16 protein-coding genes are annotated in these 19,159 nt (G+C 70.1%); 6 read left to right on the top strand and 10 right to left on the bottom strand.

All coding sequences use genetic code 11. The features are described from left to right. Positions 1-39: 39 nt before the first annotated feature. The 6 genes from hflX to miaA all read right to left on the bottom strand — a co-directional run bounded on the left by hflX (position 40) and on the right by miaA (position 8,231). Positions 40-1,536 (bottom strand): GTPase HflX, encoded by a 1,497-nt coding sequence (gene hflX / locus ACIBBB_RS27565; protein WP_398986553.1) that lies wholly within the window; start codon positions 1,534-1,536, stop codon positions 40-42. 272 nt (positions 1,537-1,808) lie between these two features. Continuing rightward, positions 1,809-3,254, bottom strand: a complete 1,446-nt coding sequence (locus ACIBBB_RS27560) for a M1 family metallopeptidase (RefSeq protein ID WP_398986551.1) — start codon at positions 3,252-3,254, stop codon at positions 1,809-1,811. Between the two features lie 108 nt (positions 3,255-3,362). Then, entirely contained in the window at positions 3,363-5,495 is a 2,133-nt protein-coding gene (locus ACIBBB_RS27555) for a RelA/SpoT family protein (protein ID WP_398986549.1), read from the bottom strand. Between the two features lie 196 nt (positions 5,496-5,691). Continuing rightward, the gene (gene dapF / locus ACIBBB_RS27550; protein WP_398986873.1) at positions 5,692-6,627 is read right to left on the bottom strand and encodes a diaminopimelate epimerase; all 936 of its coding nucleotides are present in this window, start codon (positions 6,625-6,627) and stop codon (positions 5,692-5,694) included. A gap of 120 nt (positions 6,628-6,747) precedes the next feature. Beyond that, the gene (locus ACIBBB_RS27545; protein ID WP_398986547.1) at positions 6,748-7,185 is read right to left on the bottom strand and encodes a hypothetical protein; all 438 of its coding nucleotides are present in this window, start codon (positions 7,183-7,185) and stop codon (positions 6,748-6,750) included. Between the two features lie 107 nt (positions 7,186-7,292). Then, entirely contained in the window at positions 7,293-8,231 is a 939-nt protein-coding gene (miaA, locus tag ACIBBB_RS27540) for a tRNA (adenosine(37)-N6)-dimethylallyltransferase MiaA (protein ID WP_398986545.1), read from the bottom strand. Between the two features lie 311 nt (positions 8,232-8,542). Here miaA and ACIBBB_RS27535 point away from each other — a divergent pair, with 311 nt between their 5' ends. Together ACIBBB_RS27535 and ACIBBB_RS27530 are read left to right on the top strand one after the other, a co-directional pair. Then, positions 8,543-8,680 carry a hypothetical protein gene (locus tag ACIBBB_RS27535; protein ID WP_398986543.1) on the top strand — a complete coding sequence of 46 codons (138 nt, stop codon included), beginning with the start codon at positions 8,543-8,545 and terminating at the stop codon, positions 8,678-8,680. A 51-nt stretch (positions 8,681-8,731) separates the two neighbouring features. Further along, positions 8,732-9,007 carry an antitoxin gene (locus tag ACIBBB_RS27530; protein ID WP_398986541.1) on the top strand — a complete coding sequence of 92 codons (276 nt, stop codon included), beginning with the start codon at positions 8,732-8,734 and terminating at the stop codon, positions 9,005-9,007. A 181-nt stretch (positions 9,008-9,188) separates the two neighbouring features. On the opposite strand, the gene ACIBBB_RS27525 is transcribed toward ACIBBB_RS27530, so the two are convergent. Next, positions 9,189-9,926 (bottom strand): class III extradiol dioxygenase subunit B-like domain-containing protein, encoded by a 738-nt coding sequence (locus ACIBBB_RS27525; RefSeq protein WP_398986539.1) that lies wholly within the window; start codon positions 9,924-9,926, stop codon positions 9,189-9,191. Positions 9,927-9,968: 42 nt separating this feature from the next. Further along, positions 9,969-11,495 (bottom strand): tRNA (N6-isopentenyl adenosine(37)-C2)-methylthiotransferase MiaB, encoded by a 1,527-nt coding sequence (gene miaB, locus ACIBBB_RS27520; protein ID WP_398986537.1) that lies wholly within the window; start codon positions 11,493-11,495, stop codon positions 9,969-9,971. A 321-nt stretch (positions 11,496-11,816) separates the two neighbouring features. On the opposite strand from miaB, the gene ACIBBB_RS27515 reads away from it, so the two are divergent. Continuing rightward, positions 11,817-13,706, top strand: coding sequence for an ATP-binding cassette domain-containing protein (locus tag ACIBBB_RS27515; RefSeq protein WP_398986535.1), 1,890 nt, complete (start codon positions 11,817-11,819; stop codon positions 13,704-13,706). A gap of 294 nt (positions 13,707-14,000) precedes the next feature. Further along, positions 14,001-15,002: a TAXI family TRAP transporter solute-binding subunit gene (locus ACIBBB_RS27510; RefSeq protein WP_398986533.1), complete on the top strand. Its 1,002-nt coding sequence runs from the start codon at positions 14,001-14,003 to the stop codon at positions 15,000-15,002. 69 nt (positions 15,003-15,071) lie between these two features. Here ACIBBB_RS27510 and ACIBBB_RS27505 read toward each other — a convergent pair whose 3' ends face one another. After that, positions 15,072-16,499, bottom strand: coding sequence for an ATP-binding protein (locus ACIBBB_RS27505; protein ID WP_398986531.1), 1,428 nt, complete (start codon positions 16,497-16,499; stop codon positions 15,072-15,074). Between the two features lie 6 nt (positions 16,500-16,505). After that, positions 16,506-17,219, bottom strand: coding sequence for a response regulator transcription factor (locus ACIBBB_RS27500; RefSeq protein WP_398986529.1), 714 nt, complete (start codon positions 17,217-17,219; stop codon positions 16,506-16,508). 251 nt (positions 17,220-17,470) lie between these two features. On the opposite strand from ACIBBB_RS27500, the gene ACIBBB_RS27495 reads away from it, so the two are divergent. Beyond that, positions 17,471-18,256: an amino acid ABC transporter ATP-binding protein gene (locus ACIBBB_RS27495; RefSeq protein WP_398986527.1), complete on the top strand. Its 786-nt coding sequence runs from the start codon at positions 17,471-17,473 to the stop codon at positions 18,254-18,256. A 38-nt stretch (positions 18,257-18,294) separates the two neighbouring features. After that, positions 18,295-19,137: a glutamate ABC transporter substrate-binding protein gene (locus ACIBBB_RS27490; protein WP_398986525.1), complete on the top strand. Its 843-nt coding sequence runs from the start codon at positions 18,295-18,297 to the stop codon at positions 19,135-19,137. Positions 19,138-19,159 lie beyond the last annotated feature (22 nt).

Below are 19,159 nucleotides of genomic sequence, written 5' to 3'. Positions count from 1 at the left end.
TGCCGGTGCGGGTGCGGTGCGCGTGCGGTGGCGCCTCGGTCAGCCGACCGCGGGAACAGGCACGTACACGGCGAGCGCCGCGGCCAGTTCCTCGTGGACCTGTGCCTTCAGCAGCGTGCCCTCCGGGGTGTGCTCCTCGGACAGCACCTCGCCCTCGGCGTGCACCCGCGAGACCAGACCGCCGTCGGTGTACGGCACCAGGGCCTCGACCGTGATCTCGGGCCTGGGCAGCTCGGTGTCGATGAGCGCCAGCAGCTCGGCCATACCGGCGCCGGTACGCGCCGACACGGCGATCGCGTGCCGGTCCATCCGCAGCAGCCGCTGGAGGACCTCCGGGTCCGCCGCGTCAGCCTTGTTGATCACCACGATCTCGCGGACGTCCACCGCGCCCACGTCTCGGATCACCTCGCGCACGGCGGCCAGCTGCTCCTCCGGAGCGGGGTGCGACCCGTCGACCACATGCAGGATCAGATCGGAGTCTCCGACCTCCTCCATGGTCGAGCGGAACGCCTCCACGAGGTGGTGCGGCAGATGCCGGACGAATCCGACGGTGTCCGCCAGCGTGTAGATCCTGCCGCTCGGTGTCTCGGCCCGGCGCACGGTCGGGTCCAGGGTGGCGAACAGCGCGTTCTCCACCAGGACGCCCGCGCCGGTGAGGCGGTTGAGCAGCGAGGACTTCCCCGCGTTCGTATACCCGGCGATCGCGACCGACGGCACCCTGTGGCGCCTGCGTTCCTGCCGCTTGATCTCGCGGCCGGTCTTCATCTCCGCGATCTCCCGGCGCATCTTCGCCATCTTCTCGCGAATGCGGCGCCGGTCCGTCTCGATCTTGGTCTCGCCGGGACCACGCGTGGCCATGCCGCCGCCTCCGCCGCCACCCATCTGCCGGGACAGCGACTGGCCCCAGCCGCGCAGCCTCGGCAGCATGTACTGCATCTGGGCCAGCGCGACCTGCGCCTTGCCCTCACGGGACTTGGCGTGCTGGGCGAAGATGTCGAGGATCAGGGCCGTACGGTCCACGACCTTGACCTTGACGACGTCCTCAAGATGGATCAACTGGCCGGGGCTGAGCTCACCGTCGCAGACAACCGTGTCCGCACCGGTCTCCAGCACCAGGTCGTACAACTCGCGTGCCTTGCCCGAGCCGATGTATGTGGCCGGGTCGGGCTTGTCACGGCGCTGGATCACGCCGTCCAGCACGAGCGCGCCGGCCGTCTCGGCCAGCGCCGCGAGCTCCGCGAGCGAATTCTCGGCATCCCGCACGGTCCCCGAGACCCAGACGCCGACCAGGACCACGCGCTCCAGGCGCAACTGCCGGTACTCGACCTCGGTGACGTCTTCGAGCTCGGTGGAGAGGCCCGCCACGCGCCGTAGCGCCGCGCGGTCGGAGCGGTCGAACTGGTCGCCGTCCCGCGCTCCGTCGATCTCTTGGCTCCAGGCGACGTCCTCTTCCATCAGGGCATCGGCCCGAAGGCTTTCCGTGCGGGGGTCCGCGAAGATCTGCTCGTCCTGGGAAGGGGAAGAAGAGGAGGTCATTGGATCCTTACGTCGAAGAGAATGTTCGGCTGATGGACAGACCGCCCATCCACACCGGTCACAACGCGTGACGGCCCGGATTGATTCCCGACGTCACGGGCCCGGCGCCCGGGTCCGGAGTTCCGGTCCCGACAGCGCCGCCGACACCTTGATGGTGGCACGTCACCGCCGGGACCGTCATATGGTTTCCCCGCCGGTTTTCCCGGACTGTTTCCCCGGCCAGTGGTCCCGACGCGTTTTCCCCGCGTGTTCTCCCCGCCTGTATTCCCCCGCTACTTCGCGGCCTCGCCCTTCCAGTCCGGGTGACCGGGCATGGGCGGCGTCTTACGCCCGTACAGCCACGCCTGGAAGAAGTCCGACAGGTCACGCCCCGCCACGGCCGACGCCAGCCGGATGAAGTCCACCGTGCCCGCCGTCCCGTCCCGGTGGTCCCGCACCCAGTCACGCTCCAGCCGCCGGAACTCCCCCGCGCCGATCTCCTGGCGCAGCGCGTAGAGCACCAGCGCACTGCCGTCGTACACCACCGGCCGGAAGAGGCTGAGCTGCTTGCCGGACGAAGGAGGCTCCGGCGCGGCCGGCGGGCCGCCCGCCGCGCGCCAGCCGTCGGACAGCCGGTAGGCCTCGCGCATCCGCTTCTCCAGCGGCTTGTCGGCGTGCTCGTGGGCGTACAGGGCCTCGTACCAGCTCGCGTGGCCCTCGCTGAGCCACAGGTCGGACCAGAGGCGCGGCGAGACGCTGTCGCCGAACCACTGGTGCGCCAGCTCGTGGACCATGACCGAGTCGACGTACCACTCGGGGTACTCCGGCCGGGTGAACAGCGAACGCTCGAAGAGCGACAGCGTCTGCGTCTCCAGCTCGAAGCCGGTCTCCGCTCCGGCGATCAGGACGCCGTACGTCTCGAACGGATACCGCCCGACCTGCCGCTCCATCCACTCCACCTGCCCCGGCGTCTTCGCCAGCCACGGCTCCAGCTTCGTACGGTCGGCCTTCGGGACCACGTCGCGTACCGGCAAGCCGTGCGGCCCCTTCCGGCGCACCACGGCCGAGTCGCCGATGGACACCTGCGCCAGTTCGGTCGCCATGGGGTGGTGGGTGCGGTACGTCCACGTCGTGGTGGCACCGGCGCGGGACTTCGCCACCGGCAGTCCGTTGGCAACGACGGTCAGCCTGCTCGGCGCGGTGACCCGGAAGGTGAAGGCCGCCTTGTCGGCGGGGTGGTCGTTGCCCGGGAAGACACGGTGCGCGGCGTCGGCCTGGTTGGCCATCGCGAGGCCGTCCTTGGTCCGTACCCAGCCGCCCTTGCCGCCTGTCGGGACGCTGGTGTGGGTGACGGTGACGCGGACGGGTGAGCCCGCCTCGACGGACTCACGCGGCGTGACCACAAGGTCTTCACCGGCGGTCGCGAAGGCGGCGCGTACGCCGTCGACCTCGACGGAGCGGACCACGCCCTGGGTGAAGTCGAGGTTGATCCGGTCCAGCCGCCGGGTCGTGCGCGCGTCGATCTTGGTGACGGCGTCGAGCGGCTTGGTGTTATCACCCCGGTAGGTGAAGCCGATGTCGTAGGCGAGGACGTCGTATCCGGGGTTGCCCAGGTGCGGGAAGAGCGGATCGCCGATACCGAGCGGTTCTGGGGCGGAGGCGGGCAGCGTCGCGGCGACGAGGGTGGCCGACGCGGTGGCCAGCAGGGCGGCGCGCAGCCGGCGGGAGGTGAGCAGCATGAACCACCGCTACCAGCGCGGCGAGGGCGTACGGCGGCGGCGCGCTTCATGCCCACCCGAAAGAGGCGGGTGGGGAGGGGGCGCGGGGCGCCGTCGCGACGCGTCCGTTCAGGAGGCTGCCTCGTGCTGCGCGCGGCGTACGTCGAAGACACCCGGCACGTCCCGCATCGCGCGCATCAGACCGGGCAGCCCCGCCGCGTCGGGCAGCTGGAGCGTGTACGTGTGACGCACCCGCTGCTCGCTCGGCGGCTCCACGTTGGCCGACACGATCGCCGCGCCCGCCGTGGCGATGGCCTCGGTCAGGTCGGCGAGCAGCCGGGGCCGGCCGAAGGACTCCGCGTACAGGGTGACCCGGCACTCCGCCTCGTCGCCCCAGCTCACGGCCACCGGCGCGCGGCCGAGCGCGGCCATCCGGCCGACGGCGGAACACTCCGCACGGTGCACCGTGACGGCGCCGCCGCGCACCGTGAAGCCGGTGACGGCGTCGGGCGGTACGGGCGTGCAGCAGCCCGCGAGCCGTACGGTCGCCTCGGGTGCGTCCACCACCACATTGGCGACTCCACGTCGTCCCGCCGTGACGGCGCCGGGCGCGCGGGGCTCGGACTCCGGCACCTTCAGGCTCTCGGGGTTCGCGGCGAGCCAGCCGGCGATCGCGATCCGCGCGGCGGGCGTACGGGCGTGGTCCAGCCACTCCGGTGAGGGCCCCGGAGCGGCTTCCTGCGTCTGGCCCGCCACCGGTCCGGTACGGTCGTCGCCCTTCGCCTGTACGGGGGCGTCGGCCAGCAGCAGTTGCACCGTGTCGCCGTCCACCAGGACCGTACTCAGCGTCGCCAGACGGCCGTTGACACGCGCCCCGATGCAACCGTGCGCGCCGTCGCCGTGCTGCGCGTACGCCGCGTCCACACACGTCGCGCCGGCGGGCAGCCCCAGCATCCCCCCGTCGGCGAGGAAGACGCTGATCTCCCGGTCCTGGGCGAGATCGGCGCGCAGCGTCGTCCAGAACGTGTCCGGGTCCGTGGCCGACTCCTGCCACTCCAGGAGGCGGGAGAGCCAGCCGGGCCTGGTCGGGTCGGCGCGTTCGCCGTCAGCCGGTTCGGCCCCGTCGACGGGCGCGTACGGATTGCCCAGCGCGACGACCCCCGCCTCGGCGACCTTGTGCATCTGGTGCGTACGGATGAGGACTTCGACTACCTCCCCGTCGGGGCCCGCGACCGCCGTGTGCAGCGACTGGTACAGGTTGTACTTGGGGGCGGCGATGAAGTCCTTGAACTCGGAGATCACCGGGGTGAAGCAGGTGTGCAACTCCCCCAGTACGGCGTAGCAGTCGGCGTCCTCCCCGACCAGGACGAGCAGGCGTCCGAAGTCCGTGCCGCGCATCTCACCGCGTTTCAGACGGGCGCGGTGCACGGAGACGAAGTGCCGCGGCCTGGTGACGACTTCGGCCGTGATGTCGGCCTCCCGGAGCGTCCGCCGCACGTCCACGGCGATGGTGTCCAGGCTCGGCCCCGTGGCGGCCTTGTCGGCGATGACGGCGCGCGTGCGCTCGTACTCCTCCGGCTGGAGGATCGCGAAGACCAGATCCTCCAGCTCGGTCTTGAGCGCCTGAACGCCGAGCCGTTCGGCGAGGGGGATGAGGACGTCGTGGGTGACCTTGGCGATACGGACCTGCTTCTCCGGCCGCATCACACCGAGCGTGCGCATGTTGTGCAGCCGGTCGGCGAGTTTGATCGACATCACCCGGACGTCGTTGCCGGTGGCGACCAGCATCTTGCGGAAGGTCTCGGGCTCGGCGGCGGCGCCGTAGTCGACTTTCTCCAGCTTCGTCACACCGTCGACCAGATAGCAGACCTCGTCACCGAACTCCGCGCGCACCTGATCGAGCGTCACATCGGTGTCCTCGACGGTGTCGTGGAGGAGAGAGGCCGTCAATGTCGTTGTCTCGGCGCCGAGTTCGGCGAGAATCAGGGTGACGGCGAGCGGATGCGTGATGTACGGCTCGCCGCTCTTGCGGAACTGGCCGCGGTGCGACATCTCGGCCAGTACGTACGCCTTGCCCAGCACGAGCAGGTCGGCGTCGGGGTGGTGCGCGCGGTGGGCTTCGGCGACGTGGCCGATCGCGTCCGGCAGCCGGTCCCTGCCCGCGGGCCCCAGCAGGGCGGCCCTGCCGAGCCGGCGCAGGTCGATACTGGTTCGGCCGCGCCTGCGGCTCCGGGCACCAGGGCTGTTCGCCTCCGGGCTCATGGGGCACCTCCGGCATCTTCGACCGGCGGTGGGAGGGACAGGAGCGCCCTCCCGGCCGGTGCTTGATGCTACCGACCCCACCGCGTGCCTCGGTCCACCTCTCCCCCAGCGTGAAACGGATCACCCATTCGAGCGAACCTGCGGGCGAGTTCGGAGGAGTTCGGAGGAGTTCGGAGGAGTTCGGAGTCGGAGAAGTTCAGAGCGTGTCGAGCCGCTCCGCCCACTCGGCGTCGAGCACGCCCTCGGCGACGATGACGGCCGGGCCGGTCATCTCGATCTCGCCGTCGGGACGTTCGGTGATGACGAGCCGTCCGCCGAGCACGTCGACGGTGTAGGTGACGGGCTCTCCGGTCACCGAGGGGTCGATGCCGTCCCTGCGGGCCGCCGCGACGGCGACGGCGCACGCGCCCGTGCCGCAGGACCGCGTCTCGCCGGAGCCGCGCTCGTGGACGCGCATGGCGACGTGGCGCGGGCCGCGACCGACGACGAACTCGACGTTCACACCGTCCGGATAGACCGACTCGGGGGTGACGGACGGAGCGGTGAACAAATTCCCCGCGTGGTCGAGATCGTCGACGAAGGCGACGGCGTGCGGATTGCCCATGTTGACGTTGCGCGCGGGCCAACCGCGCTCCCCCACAACGACGGTGACGTCGTCTTCGGGAAGGAGGGCGCGTCCCATGTGGCTCGTGATCGCTCCCGGACCGGCCGTCCCGCCGCCGGTCTCGGAGTCCTTGGCGATGTGCACCCTCTTCACGCCGCCACGCGTGGCCACGGCGAGGTCACCCGCGTCCACGAGACCGGCGCGGCGGAGATACCGCGCGAAGACCCGGAGCCCGTTGCCGCACATCTCGGCGACGGATCCGTCCGCGTTGCGGTAGTCCATGAACCACTCGGCGCGGTCGGCCACGGACCGGGCGTCGGGGTGCGCGGCGGACCTGACGACGTGCAGCAGCCCGTCACCACCGATGCCGGCCCGGCGGTCGCAGAGCTTCACGACGGCGGAGGCGGACAGGTCGAGGGCGTTGTCCGGGTCGGGAATGATCACGAAGTCGTTCTCGGTCCCGTGGCCCTTGAGGAAAGGGATCGGTGACGACTGCGCGGCGGGCCGGTAGGTACTCACGAGGTCAATCGTACGAGGTGGGACCGACAGCGCGAACCGGGAGGCGGCCGGGGCGCGGGCGCTGAGCACCGGCGCGGGCGGGCGCAGTGAGTGACCCGGGCCGGGGCGGGGCGGGCGGGTCGGGGTCGCTCAGCGGAGGCGGGCGACGCGCCAGACGGCGAGCGCCACGAGGGCGGCGCCCCCGGCCACGTACAGCGCGAGCACCCGCCAGTCCGGGCGCTCGCCCGACCCGCGGGCCGGCAGACCCGGCCAGGTGTGGCCAACGCGGCGCGCGGCCATCATGCCCCAGCCCGCGGCGCAGCAACTGATCAGCAGGCCCAGCATGGCGACGACGGCGCCGCCGTCGCCCGTCCCGAAGGCGAGGGGGAAGGCGAACATCAGCGAGCCGACAGCGGCAAGCATCACGATGGGTGCGAGCTGCCAGATCCGCAGGCGTCGCTGCGGACGCAGCTCGACCTCCACCTCGGGAGTCACCGCGTCTTCGTCGGGCCCGTCAGGACTCAACCGCGGAGCTTCGTCCTGAGGGCCTTGCGTCCCCTGATCTGTGTTGCGAGGGCCGGCCTCCATCGCCACGCGCCCTCCCAACTCGGACTCCACTGGTCGATCGATGCTCGATGATGGCACGGCCCCGGGCACCGGATTGACGGCCTGAGCGTCCCGATGCCATCACGTGATCAGGCTGTGACCGCTCGTTCGACCAACCTCAGCGCGAGGTGCGGGAGTTCTTCCCGGTCGGTGGCCGCGCCGCTCAGCCAGTGCACGCGCGGGTCGCGGCGGAACCACGAGTCCTGCCGGCGCGCGAAGCGCTTCGTGGCGCGTACGGTCTCGGCGCGCGCCTCCTCCTCGGTGCGCTCCCCGGCGAGGGCCGAGAGCACCTGCTGGTAGCCGAGCGCACGCGAGGCCGTACGCCCCTCGCGCAGGCCGCGCTCCTCCAACTCGCGCACCTCGTCGACGAGGCCGGCCTCCCACATACGGTCCACGCGCAGCGCGATGCGCTCGTCGAGTTCGGGGCGCTCCACGTCAACGCCGATCTGCACGGTCTCGTACACGGCGTCATGACCCGGCAGATTGGCGGTGAACGGCTTCCCCGTGATCTCGAACACCTCAAGCGCGCGGACGATACGGCGCCCGTTGCTGGGGAGGATCGCGCGGCCGGCCGGCGGGTCGGCCGCGGCGAGCCGGGCGTGCAGGGCGCCGGAACCGCGCAGCTTCAGCTCGTCCTCCAGCCGGGCGCGTACCTCGGGGTCGGTGCCGGGGAAGTCGAGGGCGTCGATGGCGCCCCGTACGTAGAGACCGGAACCGCCGACGAGGACGGGCGTACGGCCTTCGGCGAGCAGCCGGTCGATCTCGATCCTGGCCAGCCGCTGGTACTCGGCGACGCTGGCAGCCTCGGTGACGTCCCAGATGTCGAGGAGGCGGTGCGGGACTCCGCGGCGCTCCTCGGTCGTCAGCTTGGCGGTTCCGATGTCCATCCCCCGGTAGAGCTGCATGGAGTCGGCGTTGACGACCTCACCGTCGAGTTGCCGGGCGAGAAAGACACCCAGGTCGGACTTGCCGGCCGCGGTGGGGCCGACGACGGCGATGACCCGCGGTGCGCTCGCTGCAGTTCTCACGGCCCCAGTCTCGCAAACCCGGTGGCAGGTTCCCGAACGAGTTACGTGACGGCCCCGGTGTGGGGTCGTTGGCCGTTGCGAGATTCCGGCTGCCGGTTTTCGGGCCGGTGCCAGGGGGCGGCGCAACGGGTCGCTCCGGTCGACGCGGGATTTCGCCCGCACGAGTAGCATATGGAGTGGATATGGGTGTTTTTGAACGGCTTCGTCGGAAGTCCCAGCGGATTGCCGAGGAGGCCGGGTCGGCTTCTTCGGAGGCCGTTGTCACGGCGGACGGCACTCGGAGTGCGGTTGAGGCCGCGCCCGGAGGTTGTGTGGGTGCGGATAGCGCCGAGGGCGGCGAGGGCGACGCCGAGGGTGGTACGACCACCGCGAAGGGCGTTGACATCCCGAAGCAGCAGACCGCCGACGAAGCGGCCGACAAAGAAGCCGGCGAAGGCGCCCACAAGTAAACGCGGCACACAGCCGATCGCCCCCACTGGGGCCCCGAGGGAAGGTGACCCATGAGCTTCCGTGACTCACTGAAGGCCAAGCTCTCCCCGGCCAAGGACAAAGTCTCCGACCTCGCGCAGCAGCACGGGGGAAAGATCGGGGACGGCCTGGACAAGGCCGCGAAAAAGGTCGATCAGAGGACCAAGGGCAAGTACAGCGACAAGATCGAGTCCGGGACGGGCAAGGCCAAGAACGCTCTGGATCGCCTCTCCCACAAGGACGGCGACGACACGGGCACCCCGCCTTCCGCCCCTCCCACGCCCCCGCAGCCGCCGGCGGCCTCCTGAGGCAGGATGCCCGCGGCGACGGCCGGCGTAGGGCCTGAGGCACGACGAGCGAGCGACGGACTGGACGCGAGGGTGGCGGCGATGGCCGCGAGGGCGCCGGAGGGCGCTTCGCGGCTGTCGCTGTCCGTGAGTGTGTGGGGCCCCTCTCCCTCCCCTCCCCGCCCACCCCCCCTCTGTCCTGCTATGACCAGGCCGCCACCAGGTAGCCCACTCCGTACGGGGCGTCCTCGTAGAGCAGGGCGCCGTTCAGACCTGCTCCCTCAGCCGCTCCCGCGAGCACCTGCCAGCAGGGGCGGCCCGCTGCCTTCAGGTCGGTCGCCAGCGTCTCGTCCAGGCCCGCGAGCGCCGCGACGTCCGCCGTGGCGAGCGCCCGTGCGACCTCGGCGTCGAACGCGGCGGCGCGCTCGTCGAGGTAGCCGGGGGCCTTGAGCGTGCGGCACGCGCTGGCGTCGCCCATCACCAGCAGTGCCACCCGGTCGTCGCCCGTCGTGACGTCCCTACCGGTTTTGATACACCGCTCGGCGTCGAGTGGTTCCCGTACGCCGAGAGCCTGGATCGGGGAGGCGGACCAGGCGACCTGTGCCAGGAGCCAGGCGGCGACGGCCAGCGAGGTGGGCAGTTCGTCGCCCGGGGATCGCGCGTCGCGGTCGCCGGGCCCAGCCGGTGTCCCGTCGAGCGTCACGTCGAGATCGACCCCGTAACCCCGGAAGGAGCCGTACGCGCCCTGCGGGTACGCACGCACGTCCCGCGGGCCCGGCGCGGGGCCGACGACGATCAGCCGGTCGGGCCGGGAGGCGGCGAGCACGCCGAGAGCGTCGGCGCACGCGTCCCGCGCGGCGTCGAGTTCCGCCGCGGCACCGGCGGCCACGGCGGGGACGAGCAGGGGCGGACAGGGGCACACGGCAGCGGATACGAGCATGCTGCGCAGACTAGGGCCTGGCCAGGCTCAAGGGGCGGCGCGTCACGGCGCCGAGCAGCCGCCCGTCGGCGCCGGCAGCGGCGGCGGGACGCCGATGGACGGGAGGCCGAGCAGCACACCGGCGGGCGCGGGCGGGGCCGCGTTGCGCTTCTCCCACGCGTCGCCCGCGCGGGTACGCCGTATCCGCGTCGTGGGTCCTTCGGCGAGCAGATGGTGCGGAGCCGCGTACGTGATGTCGACGGTCACCACGTCGCCGGGCCGCACCTCATCGGACGGCGCGGTGAAGTGCACCAGCCGGTTGTCGGGCGCGCGCCCGGAGAGCCGGTGGGTGGCCCCGTCCTTGCGGCCCTCGCCTTCGGCGACCATGACATCGAGCGTTCGGCCGACCTGCGTCTTGTTCTCGTCCCAGGAGATCTCCTCCTGAAGGGCGACGAGGCGCAGGTAGCGCTCCTGCACGACCTCCTTGGGAATCTGCCCGTCCATGTCGGCGGCGGGCGTTCCGGGGCGCTTGGAGTACTGGAAGGTGAAGGCGTTCGCGAAGCGCGCCTCACGCACCGTGTGCAGCGTCTGCTGGAAGTCCTCCTCGGTCTCGCCGGGGAAGCCCACGATGATGTCGGTTGAGATGGCGGCGTGCGGGATGGCTGCCCGGACCTTGTCGATGATTCCGAGGAATCGCTCCTGCCGGTACGAGCGGCGCATCGCCTTGAGGACGGTGTCCGAGCCGGACTGAAGGGGCATGTGCAACTGCGGCATGACGTTGGGCGTCTCGGCCATCGCGGCGATGACGTCGTCGGTGAAGTCTCGCGGGTGCGGCGAGGTGAAGCGGACGCGCTCCAGGCCCTCGATCTTTCCGCAGGCCCGCAGAAGCTTGGAGAAGGCCTCGCGGTCGCCGATGTCGGAGCCGTACGCGTTGACGTTCTGGCCGAGCAGTGTGATCTCCGAGACGCCTTCCGCGACGAGCGCCTCGACCTCGGCGAGTACGTCGCCGGGCCGGCGGTCCTTCTCCTTGCCGCGCAGGGCCGGGACGATGCAGAAGGTGCAGGTGTTGTTGCAGCCCACGGAGATGGAGACCCACGCGGCGTAGGCGGACTCGCGGCGCGTCGGCAGTGTGGAGGGGAACGCCTCCAGCGACTCGGCGATCTCGACCTGCGCCTCTTCCTGTACGCGGGCACGCTCCAGCAGTACGGGGAGCTTGCCGATGTTGTGCGTACCGAAGACGACGTCGACCCAGGGCGCCTTCTTGACGATGGTGTCGCGGTCCTTCTGGGCCAGGCAGCCGCCGACGGCGATCTGCATGCCGGGGCGCCGGGTCTTCATCGGGGCGAGCCGACCGAGGTTCCCGTACAGCTTGTTGTCGGCGTTCTCGCGCACGGCGCAGGTGTTGAAGACGACGACGTCGGCGTCGCCGTCGGCGCCCTCGGGGGCCCGGACGTAGCCCGCGCCCTCCAGCAGACCGGACAATCGTTCGGAATCGTGGACGTTCATCTGACACCCATAGGTGCGTACCTCGTACGTCCGCTCGACGCCCACTTCGCCCACTGCTCCGGCCCGGTCACTGCTGATGGTCACCCGTCAAGGGTAAGGGGGCGCCCGAGGTCGCCCCGCCAGTGGCATCCCGTGGGCCCTGCGGAGCCCTCTGGAGCCCTGAGCCAGGCAAATCCCGTCCGTCACTGGCGTATCGCCCTCGGCGTTTCGGACACCGCCGGGCCCGGGGCCTGTCCGCGCGCCCCAAGGGCGGACGAGTTCCGCACCCCGCGCCCACGGCGCCCGGCACGGAATCCGCTCCGTCTCAAACACGTGTGTTCGATATGGCGGCGGCCGTCGTTGACCCGGACGACATCGACCGGATGACACCGGGACGTACGCGACGCACACGCAGGGGGAGACCAGTTGACCTCGACAGACAGCCGGTACAAGCGATCCGTGACACCTCCGCCGCCACCTCCCGCCGAGATCGTCTACTCGGGCGAGTACTCCGTGAATCCGCTCGGTGAAGTCTCCTTCCGCAAGCTGTGCGCGCAGCTCCCCTCGGTACTGCGGCGCATCGCCGCGATGTCCTGGGCCATGGACCGCCGGGCCGTCGTACTGCTTCTGGCCTGTCAGCTGGTGACGGGTGCGGCCGCGGCGGTCCTGCTGACCGCGACGGCCAGTGCCATGCGCCCGATCCTCGGTGGCGGCGCCGTCGCCGAGCGCCTGGAGCAGGCTCTGCCGGCCCTGCTCGTCGTGGGCACCGCGACGGCGCTGACCCGTGGTGCGTCCTCCGTGGCCATGTACGCGTCGCGGCGCCTCACACCCAGGCTGACGACCGCGACGGACACCTCCCTGGTGGAGGCGGTCTGCCGCGTCGAGGCGGCGGCGTACGCGGTGGACGGCTTCGCGGACCGGCAGGAGGCCGCGGAGATGGGCGTGGCGCGTACGCATGTGATGGTCACCGACGCCCAGCGGTTCATGTCGGCCCTCGTAAGGATGGTCACCGCGACCGCTGCCCTGTCCCTGCTGAACGTACTGATGCTGCCGCTGCTGCTCCTCGCGGTGCTCCCGGCGGGCGTCGGCGCGGTGCTCACCGCCCGCGTCGACTACGAGATCCACTACGCGAACGTCGCCGACCGCAACGTGCGCGGCATGATGCGGTGGTGGTCGACGACGCCCAAGTACGGCGACGAGGTGCGCGCCAACGGCATGACGGACTACCTGCTGTTCTGGTACCGCTCCCTCTCGGAAAGGGTCGACCGGCGCACGCTCGCCGCCGCCCCGCGAACGCTGCGCATCGCGCTGCTGTCCTCACTCGTGGGCGGGCTGTTCCTGATCGGCACCTGGGCCGCCCTCGCCTGGCTGGCGGGGACGGGCCGGATCGCGCTCGCCATCGCGGCCACGGCCGTCGTCGCCGTACAGACCACGCTGGCGGCCCTGTCACAGGTGATCGTCAACGGCGCGGCAGTGTTCCACACGAGCCTCTACCTGAGCGACATGCAGGCGTTCCTCGACGACGCGGAGAAGCGGGCGCCGGAGCGCGGCGGGCTGGCGGTGAGTGCTCCGGTGGACGAGATCCGGCTGGAGGAGGTCAGCTATCAGTACCCGGGCAAGGAGAAGCCGGCTGTCGACGCCCTCTCCTTGACCATGCGGCGCGGGGAGATCCTGGCGATCGTCGGCGTGAACGGCTCCGGCAAGTCGACCCTGACCCGTTTGATCACCGGAATCTATCTGGCCGACAAGGGTCGGGTGCTCTGGAACGGCTCTGACCTCGCCTCCGTGGACCGGGCCACCGTCTGGCGGTGCACCGGGCTGGTGCCGCAGATCTTCGCGCAGTGGCCACTGCGGGTGCGCGAGAACGTGACGTTGGGGCAGCCCCGGACCTTCGACGACGGGCCGGTGTGGGAGGCGGTCGACGCGGTCGGCATGCGGGAGGCGGTCGAGGATCTGTCGAACGGTCTCGACACCCTCCTCGCGAAGGAGGTGTTCGGCGGGGCGGAGCTGTCCGGTGGGCAGTGGCAGCGCCTGGCCTGTTCCAGGGCTCTGTACCGGCGGCCGTCGCTGCTCATCCTGGACGAGCCCACCTCGCAGATGGATCCGCGGGGCGAGCACCAGATCTTCGAGGAGATCAAAGCGATCGCCGCGGACCGCATCACGATCGTGGTGACACACCGTCTGGAGAACACGAAGGTCGCCGATCACATCGTGGTGATGGACGGGGGCCGCATCACCGAACAGGGCTGTTACGACGACCTCGTTCACGCGGGCGGCATCTTCGCCGAACTCCTCGCGCTCTCCCAGGACCGGTGACCGGTGACCGGGTGGGCCTGATGAATCAGGTCAGTCCCCAACGGCACTTGCCGACCCCGGGGTTGTTTGACCGCCGAAGTCGTGGGTAGCGGCCCTGGGCTGCGCCCGGCGCCGGGCCTGGGGAGGTCTGAGGCGCTGGTCAACCCGGTCCTCGGATCTGCGAAGGGCGTGGACCGGGGCGCAGTCCATCCGGACCGTTTCCTCGTCGGCTCCTCGTCGGCTCCTCGTCAGGCCGTAATCAAGCCGGGACATCAGGCCTGGCCTTTACGGCGAGTGAGCTGGCAGGATCGCCGCATGTTCCCCCTTCCGCCCCGTATGAGCCGTCGCACCGCCTTCGTAGGAGGCGTGGCCGCGCTGGTGGTGGCCGGGCTGTTGGCGTGGTGGCTCGTGCCGCTCGGGGAGAAGGCGCCGAGCGGCTCCGTCAAGTTCAGTACGGGTGTGACGAGCGGCGTCTACGAACGCTACGGGTACCTCCTCAAAGAGGATCTCGCCAAAGATCTGCCCAACGTGTCCATAGGGCTGCTGACCAGCCAGGGCTCGCAGGAGAACATCTCACGTGTGGCCACTGGGAAGGCCGACTTCACGATCGCCACGGCCGACGCGGTGGCGAAGTACCGGCGGGACAACGGACCCGGCGCCGACCGGCTGCGCGGTTGCGCACGGCTCTACGACGACTACGTACAGCTGATCGCGGCGAAGAGTTCAGGCATCGGGTCGGCCCAGGACCTGCGCGGCAGGCGGGTCGGCGTTGGGCAGGAGGGCTCGGGCGTGCGGCTGATCGCCGACCGCCTGCTGGACGCCGCCGGGCTGCATCCCAAGAAGGACGTCACACCGGTCTCGGCCGGCATCGACACCATGCCCGGCCTTCTGGAGTCGGGGAAACTCGACGCCTTCTTCTGGTCCGGCGGGCTGCCCACCGCGGCCGTACAGCAGCTCTCGGAGCGCTTCGACATCAAGCTGGTGCCCCTCGACGACCCCCTCGTCGACAAGTTGCACGACACGGCGCCGGTGGACACCCGCTACTACCGCTCGGCGATGATGCCGGCCGACGCGTACAAGGAGGCGCAGGACGGTACGGCGGTGCCGACGGTGGCCGTGGCGAATCTGCTGGTCACCACGGACCGGATCGATGCCGGGCTGACCGAGGGCTTCACTCGCACCGTGATCAAGAGCCGCGACCGGATCGGCAAGAAGGTCCACCCCGCCCAGCTCGTGGATCTGCGGACAGCGATCTACACCGATCCGCTGCGGCTGCACGACGGCGCGCTGCGCTACTACCGGTCGGTGAAGCCGTAGTCACGGGCGAGGGTCGTCGCGTGGCCACATCTTCACGTCGTCACCGAGAAGCCACCCACGGGAGAGAGATCAGGAAGAGCCCGGCGACAGCCTCGGCACCGTGAGCGTCACCCGCAGTCCGCGCGGCTCCGCGTGCTCGTACGCGATCGTCCCGCCGCCCGCCGCGAGCAGCGCCCGCGAGATGGACAGCCCGAGCCCCGACCCCTTCACGTTCTGGTGCCGGTTGCTGCGCCAGAAGCGGTCGCCGATCCGGTCCATCTCGTCGTCGGACAGTCCGGGCCCGCCGTCGGTGACGGTGATGGTGGTGCGGTCGGTGCCCGCGCGCGCCACCCGTACGTCCACCTCGCCGCCCTCCGGCGTGAACTTCAGGGCATTGTCCACGACCGCGTCGAGCGCGCTGGAGAGCGCGACCGGATCCGCCCAGCCTGTGAGGGCGCCGGTGCTCTCGGTCAGCCGTACGCCCTTCTCCTCCGCGTACGCCCGCCACGCCGCCACGCGCTCGGACGCCAGCGCCCCGACATCGGTGAGCCGAAGATCGGCCGGGGCGTGTTCGGCGAGCGCCAGGTCCAGCAGGTCGTCCAAGACCTGTCCGAGCCGCTTGCCCTCCGTACGGACGGAGGCGATCTCCTCGTTCCCGGCGGGCAGTTCGAGGGCGAGCAGCTCGATTCTCAGCAGCAGCGCGGCCAGCGGGTTGCGCAACTGGTGGGAAGCGTCGGCGACGAAGGCGCGCTGCTGTTCGAGCACGTCCTCGACGTTGTCGGCCATCTCGTTGAAGGAATGGGCGAGCCGTCGGAGTTCCGGGGGCCCACCCGCGGCGGCGACGCGGGATTTCATCCGCCCGGTGGCGATGTCGTGCGTGGCGGCGTCCAGGACACGTACCGGACGCAGCACCCAGCCCGTCAGCCGGAACGCCGCCCCCACTGCGAGCAGCATGGCGGCGGCCTCGCCGGCGGCGATGTACGTCCAGCCTTCGAGGATCCGCGACCGCATCTGGCCGGTGGGCGAATCGGTCACCACCACGGCGACGACGTCCCCGTCCCGCACGACCGGCGAGGCGACTATCAGCCGGCCGTGCCGCTGCCAGGGCCAGACCTGCTGCGGATCATCGCTGCGTCGCCCCAGGAGGGCCTCCTGGAAGGCCAGGCGGCCCTCCCCCGTCCGGGGTACCGTCCAGCCCTCAGGAGCCCGCGCCATGGCCTCTCTGTCGCGGTAGAAGACGCCCGCCCGGATGCCGTACACCTCGAAGTAGCGCTTGAGCTCCTCCTCCAGCATCGTGCCGCGCTCGTCGGACCCGGTGGCCGCGCCGGATCCCGCGACCCCCACCTCGCCCTCGCTGACGAACTGCGCGAGGGCCGCGACGCGCGCGGTGTCGTCGATCCGGTCGACGACGACGTCCTGTTGCTGCGCCGACGCCAGACTCACGGCGAGCGGGAAGCCGAGCGCGAGGAGCACGCCCGCCATGAGGACGATCAGCAGGGGGAGAAGTCTGGTACTCACCTGGTATTACGGTCCTTGATGAGCGGCGGGGGCGACGAGGCGGTAGCCGACGCCGCGCACGGTCTCGATCAGTGCCGGCATCCGGAGCTTGGAGCGCAGGGACGCCACATGCACTTCGAGGGTGCGACCGGTCCCCTCCCAGCTGGTGCGCCACACCTCGCTGATGATCTGTTCCCGCCGGAAGACGACGCCGGGACGTTGCGCGAGGAGCGCGAGGAGGTCGAACTCCTTGCGGGTCAGCTGGACGGGGGCGTCGTCCACGGTGACGCGGCGCGTGGACAGTTCGATGGTGACCGGTCCGAGACGCAGCGAGTCCCCGCCGCCCGTTCCGGCCTCCTCGCCGCCGACGCTGCGCCGGCTGACAGCGTGGATCCGGGCGAGCAACTCCCCGGTGTCGTACGGCTTGGTGACGTAGTCGTCCGCACCGAGGTTCAGCCCGTGGATCCGGGAACGGACATCGGCACGCGCCGTCACCATGATCACCGGGGTTGAGCAGAGCTTGCGGATCTTGCCGCAGACCGCGTAGCCGTCCTGGTCGGGCAGGCCCAGGTCGAGGAGGACGACTCCGTAAGGAGACTTCGTCCCGTCGGTCACCGGGAGCAGTGCCTGCAACGCCTCTTCGCCGCTGCGCGCGTGCGTGACATCGAAGCCGTGCCTCGCCAGCACCGCGGCGAGGGCCGCCGCGACATGATCGTCGTCCTCGACGAGCAGCAGCCTCATGGCCCTCCTCCGTGGTGTGTCCGTCACAGTACGTACCAGGGCATCCACGCCCATGGCTGCCGTACCAGTCAAGCCACTTCCCGTTCAGGGGCAGTTTCCGTTACCCACCCGGTACTCCGAACCGGCCAGCTTCACACGGTGTGTCCGGTTGCGGCCGGATCGTTATGCTCAATTTCCCCTCAGATGTAATGACGCTGGTCGCAGTGCGTGACTAAGGTCCTCCCAACCGAGGAGGACGGAGCAAGAAGCCGATGAGCGGAGTTTCAGTGACCAAGGAAACCGAGGGCGCCGGGTCGGCGTCGGGCGACCTGGTCGTGCTGAGCAACGTCAACAAGCACTTCGGCGCGCTGCATGTGCTCCAGGACATCGACCTGACCATCGCCCGTGGCGAGGTCGTCGTCGTGATCGGGCCCTCGGGGTCCGGCAAGTCCACACTGTGCCGCGCCATCAACCGTCTGGAGCCGATCGACTCCGGCAGCATTTCGCTCGACGGGAAGCCGCTGCCCGCCGAAGGCAAGGAGCTGGCCCGACTGCGCGCCGACGTCGGCATGGTCTTCCAGTCCTTCAACCTCTTCGCGCACAAGACCGTCCTGGAGAACGTCACTCTGGGGCAGATCAAGGTCCGCAAGAAGGACAAGCGGGCCGCGGACGAGTTCGCACGGACCCTGCTTGACCGCGTCGGAGTCGCCAACCAGGCGGACAAGTACCCCGCGCAGCTCTCCGGTGGTCAGCAGCAGCGCGTCGCGATCGCCCGCGCGCTGGCCATGGAGCCCAAGGTCATGCTCTTCGACGAGCCGACCTCGGCGCTCGACCCGGAAATGATCAACGAGGTGCTCGAAGTCATGCAGCAGCTCGCACGTGACGGCATGACCATGGTCGTAGTCACCCACGAGATGGGCTTCGCGCGGTCCGCCGCGAATCGGGTCGTCTTCATGGCGGACGGCCAGATCGTCGAAGAGGCGACGCCGGAGCAGTTCTTCACCAACCCTCGCAGCGACCGGGCCAAGGACTTCCTGTCGAAGATCCTGCACCACTGAGCTGCCCGTAACTTTCGAGACAACGAAGGATGTTGACCATGAATCTCCGTAAAGCAAGCGCTGCTGCCGCCGCCGTACTGGCCCTTTCCCTGACCGCGACCGCCTGCGGTTCCGACGACAGCGATTCGTCGAGCGAGGGCGACAGTGGTGGCAAGAAGATCACCGTCGGTATCAAGTTCGACCAGCCCGGTATCGGTCTGAAGACCCCGGACGGCTCCTACACCGGCTTCGACGTCGATGTCGCGACGTACGTCGCGAAGGAACTCGGTTACGCCGAGAAGGACATCACGTGGAAGGAAACCCCGAGCGCCGACCGTGAGACCGCTCTTGAGCGCGGCGACGTCGACTTCATCGCGGCTTCCTACTCGATCACCGACGAGCGCAAGGCGAAGGTCGACTTCGCCGGGCCGTATCTGCTGGCCCACCAGGACCTGCTGATCCGCGCCGACGACAACATCGCCAAGGGCGCGGACCTGAACGGCAAGAAGCTCTGCTCCGTCGCGGGCTCCACCTCGGCGCAGAACGTGAGTGACGAACTGGCTCCCAAGGCTCAGCTGAAGGAGTACGGCACGTACTCGGAGTGCATCGACGCACTCGCCAGCGGCGCCGTCGACGCGCTGACCACGGACGACTCGATCCTCGCCGGCTACGCCTCGCAGGACCAGAACAAGGGCAAGTTCAAGCTCGCCGGCCTCAGCCTGAGCAACGAGAACTACGGCATCGGTGTCAAGAAGGGCGACACCAAGATGGTCGACGACATCAACGCCGCCCTCGAGAAGATGGTCACCGACAAGGCCTGGGACAAGGCCGTGACGGACAACTTCGGTCCGGCCGAGTACAAGAACGAGCCCGCCCCGAAGATCGGCAACATCGTCAGCTGAATCGGCACGGCCGTCAGCTCGT

This window comes from Streptomyces sp. NPDC051217, assembly GCF_044455465.1.
GTDB lineage: Bacteria > Actinomycetota > Actinomycetes > Streptomycetales > Streptomycetaceae > Streptomyces.
The sequence above is the reverse complement of the archived record's forward strand: the minus strand, read 5'-3'. Positions and strand labels throughout refer to the sequence as shown.